Genomic DNA, 13,932 nt, shown 5'->3' on the forward strand with positions numbered 1-13,932 from the left:
TTTATTTCCCCATCTCTCGGGGGAGGGTGATTACAAATCGGGAGCCGCCGTCCGAGGGCGAAGAGGCGCGGATCGTGCCGCCGCAATCTCGGATGATGCCGTAACTGATGGAAAGGCCAAGGCCGGTTCCCTTGTTGACTTCCTTGGTGGTGAAGAATGGCTCGAACAACCGCGGAAGGATATGCTTGTCTATGCCGGTTCCCGTGTCGATGACTTCGGCTATGACCGTGCGACGGGTGGCTCGGGTGCGGAGAGTGATAATGCGATCCGGTTGCGAGCAGGGTTGGTTGGCGCATCGGTCGTCTATGGCGTCCCGGGCGTTGAGCATGAGGTTGATGAATACCTGCTCCAGGCGGTTGGGGTCAGCCTGCACAATGGGAAGATCGGGCGTTAACTGCCACTGTACTTCGATATCATGCAGTGCCAGTTGCTGACTGAAAAAGTCGAAGGACCGGCGGATGATATCGTTGATGCGGACTGCTTCGGTTTCAATGTCCGATTTGCGTCCGAATTCACGCATGTGGTTGATGATTTTTGTGGCCCGTTCCACGTTGTTGCTGATTTTCTCCGACATGTTCTGTGCCGTTGTATGGTCAATGGGCTTTTGCGCTTTGAGCTTGCGCCGGAAAAGATTGGCAACCATTTGCAGCACGGCCAAAGGCTGATTCAACTCGTGGGCAACGCCTGTTGCCATCTCACCAAGTGTCGCCATTTTGCTGGTCTGGATGAGCTGCTCCTCCGAACTGATACGCTCGGAGATATCGGTAATGGCAGTCAGAAGGACTTCTTTGTCTTCGAACTGCGTCCGGGTGGTGTTGACCGATGCCCAGAATTCGTCGCCGTTCGCTTTGACATGCTTGGTACGCTTCAGTCCTTTGGCCTCGCTGAAGGCCTGGATATGTGCATCGATTTCGTCGTTCGCTATGAAATCAGTAATCGGATGCCGCAGCAGACGACCCTTTTTGCAGCCGTAGAGTGTCAGTGCTGTTTGGTTGCAATCGACGATATCCATGGTGTCGGCATCAATGGCCAGTACCGCGCTGGGGATATTGTTGAAGATGGCGCAGTATTTCTGTTCCGATGCTTTCAGGTCTTCCTCCAGCCGTTTGCGCTGGGTGATGTCGAGACTCATCTCCATGGCTGCGATTATTTCGCCCTTTTCATTGTAGATGGGCGCTGTATTGACGATCCAGTGCGCTTTGCTCCCGTCCTTGTAATACCCAATCTCTTCGGTGGTGTGCGACTTGCCGTCCTCAAACGTTTTTTCCACGGGACATACTTCACATTTGCAATCACGCCCCTTGTAAGCGCGGTAGCAGTAGTCGCCATGCTTCACCTGAAAGTGCTCGGCAAAGGTCTGGTTGTAGTTCAACAACCGGTAGTCTCTGTCCTGCACGGTGATCAGGCATGGAACCCCCTCGAAAAGCGATTGGTACAGAATACGCTGTTTGGACAACTCATCATGATGGTCCCCGACATCCTTGGCCATGCGGTTGATGGCACGGGCAAGCAGCCCCAGTTCATCGTTTCCGCTCTCATCCACGCGGGCATCGTAGTTGCCGAGTGCGATGCGTCGCGTACCTTCGATGATGTTGTCGATGGGGCGATCTACCAGACGGTAGGTGACTGCAAACAGCGTAACGAAAATCGCAACCAGACTGAAAATGACGTACTGGGCATTGTCCAGTACCAGCAGGGAGATGTTGCCCTCGATGTTTTCCATGGAGGCGGTCAGTTCCATGACCCCCAGAAACTGTTTTTCACTTCGGTCAGCATGGCATCCGCTTGTGGAACAGCCGGGCTCGTTGGGAATGGGGCTGACAATGCGCACCAGACGGTTGTTATTCTCATCTGTTATGAGTGAGAAACGCTCGTTGATGCCTGCATAGACTTCCGGTGGTTCCTGGGCATGGCACATGACACACAGGGGGTGATCTTCCGGTAGCTGGTCGCCTGCAATTTGTTTATCGCTGGAAAATCGGGGGTTGCCGATCTTATCGTATATGGTGATCGATTTGATGTGGGCCAGTTGACCAACATCATTGATCAAATTGATGGTGTCCTGACGTGGAGACAGGCGCATGGAAGTGCGCAGGCCGGCCTTGACCACTGCGGCAATTTCGTCGGCCTGGATGGCGGCATTGCGAACAGCGGTCTCTTCGTATTTCTTGATGTTGACCAGAAACAGGCCGACCATCAACGCCGCCATCAAAACGATGAGCGAGATGACGATCTTGAGCGCCAGAGAGATGTGGAGCTTTCGCAGTCGCTTTATGATCCTGCTGAACATGGTATCACCTCTCACTGACGCCACAACCGACTGAACGGCCTCGGATGTCAGCCGGTTATGGCATCATTGGCACTACCTGTCTCGGGTTGCGAGACTGGCAGGCAAACATGAAAATGTGTTCCTTTGCCCACGGTGGAATCGACGGTGATGGTCCCATAGTGGCGCTCGATGATCTGGTTCGAGATGAACAGACCGATGCCTGTGCCGTTGGCGCCTTTAGATGAAAAGAAGAGGGTGAACATGTTTTCTCTCGTGTCGTCATCCATCCCCGTACCGTTGTCCGTTATTTCAAAATGGACGGTGGTTTCATCGGCATGCACCTTGAATCGTACGCAGTGCTCTTCCTTGGATCGGTCAAAGGTGCAGGCATCAACGGCGTTCTCCGCGAAATTGACCAGAGCGGACGACAGGGCTCCTGTATCCGCTACAAAACGAGTGTCTTTCTGGTTGAAATTCTTGATGAAGGCGATGCCATGTTGGTCAGCCTTGGCCTCGACTATTGCAGCAAGGTCATCGGCAAATGTGCCAAGGGTGGTTTCCTGTAGTTCCATCTCTCGGGACTTCGTATAATAAAGGATGTCCATGACCATCTTCTTCATGTGCCCAAGGCGGTGCTTGACGACCTTCCATCCCTTTTCAACGCGTTCCGGGTCGCCTTTTTTCAAGCCGGAATCCACACGATAGACACCGCCATCAAGGGCAGTCAGCAAACCTTTCACACCATGTGACATGGAACCAAGCATGATACCGAGACTTGTGAGCTGGTCTTGGAGCTTTCGGATAGTGGTAATGTTGGTGGAAACTTCGAGTACGTGCTCTATCTCACCGGATTCATTGTAGACAGGGGCTGTCCAGACGAGGATGTTGTACTGCTCGCCGGATTTGGAGGTCACTACGGTTTCACGTTGGTGACGCTCTCCGTCGGCAAAGGTTTTCTGAACCGGACATTCTTCGCAAATCGCGTCACGATTTTTGTACGCCTGATGGCAGGTCCTGCCCCGGTCAAAACCAAAATCGCGCATGAAGTGTTCGTTGGCCTCCACAATGCGCATGTCCCGATCCTGAAGGGTGATGTAGCAGGGGACCTGATTGAACAGGTGCTGGTATTTGCGCTGTGCAAATGTCAGCTCTTTTTGCAGCCGATTCACTTCGGAAATATCAACAGCCACTTCCAGAATCAGCGAAACCTTGCCATCATGTCCTTTGATGGGAGCGGTGTATACCACCGCGGGGAACTCGGTCCCGTCCTCCCCTATCAATGTGGCAGAACCTCGTCCCCCGGTTTTGGTGGCAATAGCTTCGTAGGCGGGACAACTGCCCTGCCCGGAAAAGTGACTGTAAACGGTGCGGCTGGACTGGCCCACAAGGTCACCAAATCGTTTCTCGAACAAACCGTTAGCGGTGACGATCTTGAGATCGGACGAGTGGATGGAAATGAAACAGGGCAACTCGTTGAACAGGCCGGATTCGTCGACATCCTCAGAGATGATGGACATGGCGCTGGTCAGACCGTCCACGATCTGCTCGGCAGCTGTCTGGCGTTCCAGCTCGATAACACGAGCCGTTTTTTCCTCTACCAGCCGCTCAAGATGCTCGGTGTAGTTACGAACCTGTCGCTTCAACCGCAACTTTTCGGTTACCTTTTCGAGTGATATGGCAAGGATGTCGTCGTCGATGGGCTTGGTGATGAAGTCGGCTGCCCGGTATTTGAGGGACTCAATGGCGAGTTTCATGTCGCCGTGACCGGAGATCATGATCACTTCGACGTCATCGTCTTCCGCTTTGAGGGCACGCAGCAGTTCAATGCCGTTCATGACTGGCATCTTGATGTCGGTCAGGACGATGTCGGGGCGTTGTTCGCGAAAGGAATCAAGCGCTGTTTTGCCGTTTTCGGCTGTACGCACCAGATAGCCGAGATCGCTCAGAAGCATTCCGAGCAATTCACGAATATCTTCCTCGTCATCCACGAGCAGGATGGTAAAGGGGGAGGTATCGTTGGAAGCTGCGTGCATGAAGACGTCCCGTTTTTAAAGCCGCACGCAGGCAGGTGCGTGGCCTGCGTGCGGCATATTGTGGGCAGCTTGCTGCCACTTCTCATCAGTTAGGCAAGCAGGGTGCTGAGGTGGCCCAGCAATGCATCGCCGTCGATGGGTTTGGTGATGACCGGCACGGATTTGTGCAATGCCGGAGGACGCGGCCCTACGCCGCTGATCACCACCACGGGAGTATCTTTGAGAGATTCGTTTTTACGGAGACCCGCGTAGAACAGGGTGCCGCCTTTTTCAGGCATGTCCATGTCCAGGGTCACAAGATCAGGTTTTTCGGATTCCAGCTTTTCCAACCCCTCGGCACCATTGAATGCAGAGACAGTTTCAAAGTCGTTATCCTGCAGAAAATCTTCCAGGAACTCCACGATTGCGGGATCATCGTCGATGATCAAAACTTTCTTAGCCATATCAAACCTCGTATGAATTGGAGCCGCGGCTGAGTATGAAACCTAGCCTTGATGAACGGGGCCGTGACTCATGAATGTCATTTTCCGGAGCTGGTGCTGTTTCAAAAAGCAAGTAACTTGCGCGAGCTGGTCAGGGATGAGCGAACAGTGTCGTTCGCTCGGCCATGACCAACCCGCGCCCGCGAGGGGCCCATGCCGCTGAAGCCAGCTCCACGCTTCCTTTGCAAGCAAAGACGCAGCATGGGCCGTCGCGGAGTCCTGGCAAGGCCAGAACAATTTCGGTCGTATTTCAATGTGCGGGCGGTTCGCGTGGAACCGCCCGCGCAGGTTGTCAGATTACTTGGATGCTTTTTTAGTCTCGGCAGCTTCCGCGGCCATTGCAGCTTTTTCAGCAGCCTTTTCATCCACTTTGGGGACTTCCAGACCGATCTTGCCAAGGGTCTTGGTCATTTCGAGCATGACACCCAGGCCGCGCTTGGCGTCCTTGGAGGCCATACCGGAGACCATGCCGATGGGACCGGTGGGCTTGACTTCCGTGAGATCCAGTTCGGAGAACGCATTGGCTGCGCCTTCGATCATCATGCGGACCTTCGGATCACCGAGCTTCTCGAGCATACCGATGAGGAAGACGAAGGAGTCGCCCATGTTTCTGAGGTTTTCCGGGCCGTAGGTCTCAGCGACCTGAGCACGGATTTCAATCATTGCACGGTAGGTGTCGAAAACGCCGCGCTGTTCCAGGGAGTCCATGTACTGAATCAACTGGGGCACGGAAGAGTGCATCAGCGGTTCAATGGTCTTCCACAGGTCAATGGCGTCTTCCATCTTATCCAGCATGTAGGTCATGTTCTTGAAAGAGACCATGGCCTTCTTGATGAACTCGGTGAGATCCTCAAGCTGGAAACCGTGCTCAATGCTGCCGAACTCGTGCATCAGAACTTTGAAGCCGTCATGTACGATCGGCGACAGGTCGTTCTTCAACTCTTCGGTAGCTTTGGCGCGTTCCGTCAGGAACGCGATATTTTCCTCGATCTTGTCGAGGCGTTCCATAATGGCTTCGTTTGTCATAATATTGCCTCCGCCTGGTTATTTGCCTGCCATGTGGCGCATCTTACCAGCCATGAACATCTGCGGTTCCAGCGGCAGCTCGTGTCCCTTCAGCATCAGGTTGAAGTACGCCCATTTGAACATCATCTTGCCCCAGTAGTTCTGGTGGTTTTCACCCAGCAGGGCGAAGGGTCCGAGACCGGGGAACGGGTACTTACCAGGCAGCGGCTCAACATCGTAGTTGAAGTCGATGAGGTAGGCTTTCTCGTAACCGGAAACGATGAAGCAGGTGGAGTGACCGTCGTATTCGGGACGGGGCTCTTCGCCATCGATTTCGCGCAGGAGGTTGTCGACAACGATGTCGGCCTCGTAGTGAGCAACGGAACCGGCCTTGGAGGTCGGGCAGTTGGTGGCGTCACCGATGATGTACATGTTCTCGAACTGAGCGGACTTCAGGGTGTGCTTGTCGGTGTCCATGTAGCCCATGGGATCGGCAATGCCGGAATCGATGAGCACCTGGGCGCCGAAGTTCGGCGGAATGGCGACGAGCAGGTCGTAGGGGATTTCTTCGCCCATGACGTCTTCGATGACTTTCTTGCCAACGTTGACGTTGTCGATGGTGAAGTTCGGGGTGACTTTGATGTTCTTCTCATCGCAGACACGGCCGAGGATCTCTGCAGCCACCGGCTTGGTGAATGCACCGGTCAGTGGGGTGACCAGTTCGATTTCGATGTTGTCACGAACGCCGTTGACGGTGAAGAACCAGTCAGCGAGGTACACGAATTCCAGCGGAGCAACCGGGCACTTGATAGGCATTTCAGCGATGTTCAGAACAACGCGGCCTTCCTTCATGTACTTCCACTTCTTGAAGAGAGCTTCTGCTCCGTCAGGGGTGTAGAAGTCGTGGATGTCACCACGCCAGTCGTCCATCATACCGTCGATTTCGTCGGGCATGATGCGGCAACCGGTACCAACAACGCACCAGTCGTATTCGTACTTGCCACCGGAGCAGGTGACGACTTTCTTCTCAGGGTCGACGTTGGTGATGGTGTCCTGGACAAAGTCGACGCCGTGCAGGAAGTCGGCCTTGGGCTTTTCGCAATCATCCAGAGTGTAGATTCCGAAAGGAACGAACAGCCAACCGGCCTGGTAGTGATGCTTCCAATCACGATCGATGACAGTGATTTTCCATTCTTTCGGATCCAATTTCTCGCGCATCTTCGTCGCGACCATGGTTCCGCCGGCACCGGCGCCGAGAATAACCAGTTTTTTCATGCTAGGACTCCTTTAAAAGTGTATTAAACTTACAATCTTCAACCATCCCGGAACCGAGGGGACGGTTTATATCCATTGTTGGTGGGGTTAAATTTTCACCCCGGTCTGTTTGACGGCCGTCATGCCGCCATCCACGTTGGCTACATCGTTGAAGCCAGCGTGCTTGAGCGTCACCTGCGCCTCGTATGAACGAGTGCCGGTGTTGCACATCAAAACTATTTTCTTTCCCTCGGGAATCTCGCTGAGCCGACGAGCAATCTCCCCCTGGGGGATGTGATTCCAATGGGCTGGGTGGGCCTCGATAAAAGGCTTTGCATTGCCAAGCTCTCGGCAATCGAGGAAAAAGCTGTCGCCGTTTTCGCGCTCCTGCCAAAGAGCTTCAAATTCGGTAGCGCTGATTCCTTCGTTAATCCCGGCCAGCATGTTGTCCGCCACGTTGGCAACGGTGTTGATCACGTCCATTGCCGAGGCAAATGGCGGGGAGTAGGCGAGTTCGAGATTGGCGATGTCGTCAATGCTTGGGCGCTTGGCAAGGATGGCCGAGACAGAGCTGATTCGACCGCGAAGCGCTTCACCGGATTTGCTCATTCCCTGAATGCCGAGGACTCGGCGTGTGGGAGCGTCGAAAACCAGTTCCAGAGTCATGAGGTCTGCCTCGGGCATGAAGTGGGCCCGATCAAACTGAATGGCAGTGGCGCTCATGGGGGTGAATCCGCATTCGCGTGCGGCATCGACTGTCAATCCTGCACCGGCAACAGTCCTGTCTCCTAGTGTAATGGAGTACGTGCAGATCGGATTGAACAGACGGGCTTTTGTGCCTTCCAGCGCTTTGGCGAGAGCTGTGGACTGGCGATGCTCGGTAAATTTGATGCATGTGCCGGGAATGGGCTTCTTGCACATGTCGCTGATGAAGGATGCGCAACCGCCGCATGCGTATACATCGTTGATATTGGTTCGCAACTGGCCGTCCACAATGATGCCGCCGACCTTGTCTGTTTCAAAACCTGCTTCCTGGGCAAGGTAGGAAACAGCCAGACTTGTTTTGGCGTTGATGACCCGGCTTGCTGTGAATTCGCCCTTGTCGGTAGTGACTTTCAGTTCGCTGCCGACTTCTTCGATCTGTTTCAGAGTGTGATCTTCATGGATGGTGACACCTGATTCGCGCAGGTGGTGGAGCACCATGGCGAACAGATCTTCTGACATGGGCTTGCCGAGATGCCCGGTGTTTTGAAGGATGACTTCGATCGAACCTTTCTTGTGCTTGAGGAGCACGGAAACGGTCATGAGAAGGTTCAGGCCGCTCCCGATAACGAGAGTGGTGCCATCCATGGGGCGCAGACGGGTAGTGTCAACGTGGGACCCGACACGGACTATCCTGGCAATATGGTCGCCCGGGACGTCAAATTCTTCCGGTGCTGCGCACGCTGCGAAAATAAGCTTGTCGTACGTGATGGAACCTTCAGCACCACTGGCGTGATCTCGGATGATCACTCGCTTGGCTTCAGTGTCGACTCCAGAAGCGCGCAGGTCTTCGGAAAATTCGATGCCGCGGCCCAGATACCGTTCAAGCACGTCGCAGGAGAATTCAGGAACTGGATTGAATTCAGGGTAAATAACGATGGCTTCGGTGTCCGGATGTTTGCGTTGGTACTCCATGACACCATTAAGAGCTGCTTCATATGCTCCTATGAGGACTATGCGTTCTGACATGCGGATTCCTTCGTGCGTTCTGTGAGTTCGAATGCAACGGCTGGTTGAGTGAGCTGTGTCTCAACGCCGTGTGAGAGGGGAAGTGTATTGTGCCTGGAATCACAAGCTGCGAAATTTCGACGGAAGCGGAGGGTGAAGCGGGGCAACGCTTCACCATCTCCGCGCATACCGTCATATGTGCCGGGATGATTGGGGTCGACGTCGAGGGTTATCTCGCTGAGGGGCTGGAGAAAGGTCTCCGTCGACACCATTAGCCATCCGGCTCTATTAAAGGGAGTAGTCTTGCAGAATGCATCTACTGCCCCTTGGTGGGCTATGTAACCCGGCTCCTTGCGGAGTGCGGGCTGTATGGAGCTAATCATCGGCTACCGCCTGAATTGTCGGGACTTTTGGTCCCATTTCCGCGACCGGACCGCGAGGTCCGCACTCTTCTTGATTGGTTTAATCTAGATTGAATTAATCCAGATTAAATTAATTCGTACCAAATCAATCAAGATTGAGTAAGTACGAATTAGCCCGAAAAAATATTGAGTGTCAAGTCAATCTGGAAAAATTTACGGTAGGTATTTTAGATACTTGTGTTGATCGCGTTTTTGCTTGTCACAAAAATCACAGAATACAGGCATAGAATGCACGCAAAGGATGCGTGTTTTGATAGAAAAAAAGTGGTCGGTGAAAGGAAGTGAAAGGGGGAAAAAGCGCGTGTCTTAATCGTCGAGTTTGATCCCATCAGGGTCTTTCATAAGGTCGGCCAAAGTGATCGAGTCGAGTTCCTGCTCCAGAACCCGTGATGCTCGCTGCCACACCTTGCGAGTCAGACAGATTGGGGACCGTTTGCAGAGTCCGTCATCGGTCACACAGTCGGTAAGGCTGATACCGCCTTCCATGATTCTGACGATTTCACCAACGGTAATTTTTGCTGGGTCCTGATTGAGAATGTGTCCACCGGCTGCACCTCGAACTGATGTGATCAATTCGGCTTTCTTTAGAGGGCGAAGGATCTGTTCTATGAACTGAACGGTTATCCCGGTTGATTCAGAGAGGATGGTAGTACGCTGCGGTGAATCGGTCTCACGCAGAGCAAGGTCCAACAGGAGCCGTGTTGCGTAGCGGGATCGTGCGGATAATTTCATTGTTCTCGATATGGTATCAGTTATCGGCCTGCAGGATTGCTTGCCTCCTACACAGATTGTAATTGACTAAAATAATCAGGAAAATGAGTCAAGCATGCGTTGATCAAATCTGGGTATCTTCTAGGGGTTTTAAACGCTTGTATATGTTTTGTTGTCGTTGCTGGATAAGAAAAAGGGGGCACGGAAATCCGTGCCCCCGATTTTTAATTATCAATGCCAATTACTTAACGCGGCCATCCTTCCATGCCTTCAGCAGTTGGTCGTAGTTGACCGTTTCACCCTGGGGCTTCTCGTTGTCGAGCTTTGCCTTCGGGGAACCGGGCTGCTTCAACCAGTAGGATTCGTCGCGAGGCTTGTTCAGCTTCGGTCCGCATTCGCCAAGGATATTAGCGCGTTCAAGACGCATCAGGATCTTATCCTGTTCTTCGGCGAGGTTGTCCATGGCGGTGTCGACGGTAACTTCACCGGCAACAGCTTCACCGATGTTTTGCCACCACAGCTGGGAGAGCTTGGGGTAGTCAGGAACGTTGGTGCCGGTCGGGGTCCATGCAACACGGGCCGGGGAACGGTAGAATTCCACCAGACCGCCAAGCTTGGGAGCGCGATCGGTAAAGGACTGGTGACGGATGTCGGAGTCACGGATCGGAGTCAGACCAACGTGGGTCTTCTTCAGCGAAACGGTCTTGGCGACGCAGAACTGCGCGAACAACCATGCAGCCTTACGGCGTTGGACCGGAGTGGACTTCAACAGGGTCCAGGAACCGCAGTCCTGATAACCGAGCTTCTGGCCTTCTTCCCAGTAGGGACCGTGCGGGGACGGAGCCATGCGCCACAGGGGGAAGCCCTGATCGTCAACGGTCATGTTACCCTTGGAGCGGGATTCGACCATGGAAGATGTGAAGGCGGTGTACCAGAAGATCTGCTGAGCAACGTTACCCTTGGCCAGGGACGGGAGGGACTGGTAGAAGTCCATGCCCAATGCGCCCGGAGGAGCATACAGACGGAGCCATTCCATGTACTTGCGCAGGGCGTACTTGGCAGCAGGGCCGTTGGCGGCGCCACCACGGGCAACAGAGGAGCCGACAGGCTTGCAGCCGTCAACGCGAATGCCCCATTCATCAACGGGCTTACCATTGGGGAGGCCCTTGTCGCCAGCACCGGCCATGGAGAGCCATGCATCGGTGAAGCGCCAACCGAGGTCAGGAGCTTTCTTGCCGTAATCCATGTGGCCGTAAACAGCCTTGCCGTCGATTTCACGAACGTCGTTGGTGAAGAATTCGGCGATATCTTCGTAAGCGGACCAGTTGACCGGAACACCCAGTTCGTAGCCGTACTTGGCCTTGAAGGCCTTCTTCAGTTCAGGCTTGTTGAACCAGTCGTAACGGAACCAGTACAGGTTCGCGAACTGTTGGTCAGGAAGCTGGTAGAGCTTGCCGTCAGGACCGGTGGTGAAGGACTTGCCCATGAAGTCGTCGATGTCCAGAGTCGGCAGGGTAACGTCCTTGCCTTCGCCGGTCATCCAGTCGGTCAGGTTGACAACGTGACCGGAGCGGAAGTGGGTACCAATCAGGTCGGAGTCGTTGATGTATGCATCAAAGACGTTCTCGCCGGACTGGAACTGAACCTGGAGTTTTTCGATGACGTCACCTTCCTGGATCAGGTCATGGGTGACCTTGATGCCGGTGATTTCATAAAAGGCTTTGGCGAGTACCCTGGATTCGTACTCGTGGGTTGGGATGGTTTCGGAAACAACTTTGATTTCCATGCCTTTGAAGGGGGCAGCGGCTTTTATGAACCACTCCATTTCCTTCATTTGTTCTGCTTTCGACAAGGTCGAAGGCTGGAACTCCGTATCGATCCACTTTTCGGCAGCCTTCATGTCGGCCATGCCGACACTTGCGAGGCTGAGGAATGCTATAGTCAACATTCCTGTCATCAATAAACGCCGCAACTTCATACGTACCTCCGTATGCTGATTAAGAATAACGCCTCTACCTCTAGTACCTTATTTCCGTATTGTTTTCTCCCTTAAAAGAAGGAACATGCAGTCGGTTATCCCCATCGCATGATAATGATGAGAAAACATACGGCGATAATCGTTGCCACCCAAACCGGGAAGGTGGTCAGACCGACCCACGCGAGGTGGATATATGCACTGCCAAGCAGGCTGATGAACAATCGGTCTCCACGGGTGGTCGTCAGCGGCAGAAATCCGCGTCGGGCCACAGTGGGAGACACCACTTCCCATATGGTCATGCCGATAAGCATGAGTACGATGAAGGTGAAGAAACCGGCAGTGACCGGTGTCCATGCCATCCATTCAAGATTCATTGCGTACCTCCCAAATTAGACTCGACCCAAGGCAAAGCCCTTGGCGAGGTGGTTGCGGACAAACCAGATGACCAGAGCGCCCGGGACGATGGTCAGGATTCCGGCTGCGGCCAGGAGGCCCCAGTCAAGGCCGGTGGCCGAGACTGTACGAGTCATGGTCGCTGCGATGGGCTTGGCTGCGGTGGTGGTCAGCGTGCGGGCAAGCAGCAGCTCGACCCAACTGAACATGAAGCAGAAGAACGCGGTGACACCGATTCCGGCCCTGATCAGCGGAATGAACACCCGAATGAAGAAGCGGGGGAACGAGTATCCGTCGATAAACGCGGTTTCATCGATCTCGCGAGGAATACCGGACATGAACCCTTCCAGAATCCAGACCGCCAGCGGCACATTGAACAGGCAGTGGGACAATGCCACTGCGAAGTGCGTGTCGATGAGGTTGAACGTAGAGTAGAGCTGGAAGAACGGGAGCAGGAAGACGGCTGGCGGTGCCATGCGGTTGGTCAGCAGCCAGAAGAAGACATGCTTGTCGCCGATGAAGCGGTAGCGCGAGAAGGCGTAGGCCGCCGGGAGTGCCGTCAACAGCGAGATGACCGTGTTGATGGTCACATATATTATTGAATTGATATAGCCAGAGTACCAGGATGGGTCGGTGAATATCTTCATGTAGTTCATCAGTGTCGGATCACTGGGGAACAGCGCGAAGGTACTCATGATGTCGGCGTTGGTACGCAGCGACATGTTGAGCATCCAGTAGATGGGCAGGAATAACAGCAACAGATAAAAGAGCAGTCCGATGTGTCTTTTGCGGAACTTCATTTATTTATCCCCCGTGCCCACGGCCTGCAGGGCGTTGTAGAACAGCCAGCAGAACAGCAGGATGATAAGGAAGTAGATGAGCGAGAATGCGGCAGCCGGACCAAGGTCGAACTGGCCGACAGCGATCTTTACAAGGTAGATGGACAGGAAGGTCGTCGAGTTGCCGGGGCCACCGCCGGTCAGGACAAAGGGTTCCGCATAAATGAGGAACGAGTCCATGAACCGGAGCAGCAGGGCAATGGTCAGTACGCCTCGCATCTTGGGCAACTGGATATATCGGAATATGGCCAGCGGGGATGCGCCATCAATCTTGGCTGCCTGATAATAGGCTTCGGGGATCGAGCGAAGCCCGGCATAGGCGAGCAGCGCAACGAGCGGCGTCCAGTGCCACACTTCCATGAGCATGAGCGTGATCCACGCATGCAGCCCGTTGGCGGTATGGTCGAAGCCGATACCAAGACCGTTGACGAAGGCGCCGAACAGCCCGATATCCGGTCTGGTGAAGATGATCCAGATGGTGCCGATGACGTTCCAGGGGATCAGCAGCGGCAGGGCCAGAATGACCAGACAGGCAGAGGCTGCCCATCCTTTTTTTGGCATCATGAGGCCGATGATGATCCCAAGGGGCATTTCTATCAGGAGGACCATACAAGAAAACGCCAACTGACGCAGAAGAGCATCATGAAGGCGTTCATCAAGGAGGACTTCCCTAAACCATTCAACCCCGACAAAAAATCGTTGTCCCGGGCCGAAAATATCCTGAACCGAGTAGTTCACGACGGTCATAAGCGGTATGATTGCGGAAAAGGCGACAATCACGAAGACCGGAAGGACCAGGAACCAGGCTCTGTTGTTTTCCCATTTATTCATAGTTC

At 53.9% G+C, this 13,932-nt stretch carries 11 protein-coding genes; all 11 read right to left on the reverse strand.

The features are described from left to right. Nucleotide 1: 1 nt before the first annotated feature. On the reverse strand, nucleotides 2–2,290 hold the full coding sequence (locus tag DPRO_RS15745; protein ID WP_097012917.1) for an ATP-binding protein: 2,289 nt from the start codon (nucleotides 2,288–2,290) through the stop codon (nucleotides 2–4). A 47-nt stretch (nucleotides 2,291–2,337) separates the two neighbouring features. Next, complete coding sequence (locus tag DPRO_RS15750) at nucleotides 2,338–4,302, reverse strand: response regulator (RefSeq protein ID WP_097012918.1); 1,965 nt, start codon at nucleotides 4,300–4,302, stop codon at nucleotides 2,338–2,340. A gap of 89 nt (nucleotides 4,303–4,391) precedes the next feature. Continuing rightward, a complete protein-coding gene (locus DPRO_RS15755; protein ID WP_097012919.1) occupies nucleotides 4,392–4,745 on the reverse strand; it encodes a response regulator in 354 nt (117 codons plus the stop codon). A gap of 336 nt (nucleotides 4,746–5,081) precedes the next feature. Next, complete coding sequence (locus DPRO_RS15760; RefSeq protein ID WP_097012920.1) at nucleotides 5,082–5,810, reverse strand: DUF1641 domain-containing protein; 729 nt, start codon at nucleotides 5,808–5,810, stop codon at nucleotides 5,082–5,084. An 18-nt stretch (nucleotides 5,811–5,828) separates the two neighbouring features. Then, nucleotides 5,829–7,064 (reverse strand): type III sulfide quinone reductase, selenoprotein subtype, encoded by a 1,236-nt coding sequence (gene sqr / locus DPRO_RS15765; protein ID WP_097012921.1) that lies wholly within the window; start codon nucleotides 7,062–7,064, stop codon nucleotides 5,829–5,831. An 87-nt stretch (nucleotides 7,065–7,151) separates the two neighbouring features. Next, the gene (locus DPRO_RS15770; protein ID WP_097012922.1) at nucleotides 7,152–8,774 is read right to left on the reverse strand and encodes an FAD-dependent oxidoreductase; all 1,623 of its coding nucleotides are present in this window, start codon (nucleotides 8,772–8,774) and stop codon (nucleotides 7,152–7,154) included. A 707-nt stretch (nucleotides 8,775–9,481) separates the two neighbouring features. Further along, entirely contained in the window at nucleotides 9,482–9,907 is a 426-nt protein-coding gene (locus DPRO_RS15780) for an RrF2 family transcriptional regulator (RefSeq protein ID WP_097012924.1), read from the reverse strand. A 220-nt stretch (nucleotides 9,908–10,127) separates the two neighbouring features. After that, entirely contained in the window at nucleotides 10,128–11,864 is a 1,737-nt protein-coding gene (locus tag DPRO_RS15785) for an ABC transporter substrate-binding protein (RefSeq protein ID WP_097012925.1), read from the reverse strand. A gap of 95 nt (nucleotides 11,865–11,959) precedes the next feature. Then, nucleotides 11,960–12,238: a DUF2160 domain-containing protein gene (locus DPRO_RS15790; protein ID WP_097012926.1), complete on the reverse strand. Its 279-nt coding sequence runs from the start codon at nucleotides 12,236–12,238 to the stop codon at nucleotides 11,960–11,962. Nucleotides 12,239–12,253: 15 nt separating this feature from the next. Continuing rightward, a complete protein-coding gene (locus DPRO_RS15795; RefSeq protein WP_097012927.1) occupies nucleotides 12,254–13,057 on the reverse strand; it encodes a carbohydrate ABC transporter permease in 804 nt (267 codons plus the stop codon). Further along, nucleotides 13,058–13,927, reverse strand: coding sequence for a carbohydrate ABC transporter permease (locus tag DPRO_RS15800; protein ID WP_097012928.1), 870 nt, complete (start codon nucleotides 13,925–13,927; stop codon nucleotides 13,058–13,060). It lies immediately after the preceding gene. Nucleotides 13,928–13,932 lie beyond the last annotated feature (5 nt).

This window comes from Pseudodesulfovibrio profundus, from assembly GCF_900217235.1.
GTDB classification, from domain to species: domain Bacteria; phylum Desulfobacterota; class Desulfovibrionia; order Desulfovibrionales; family Desulfovibrionaceae; genus Pseudodesulfovibrio; species Pseudodesulfovibrio profundus.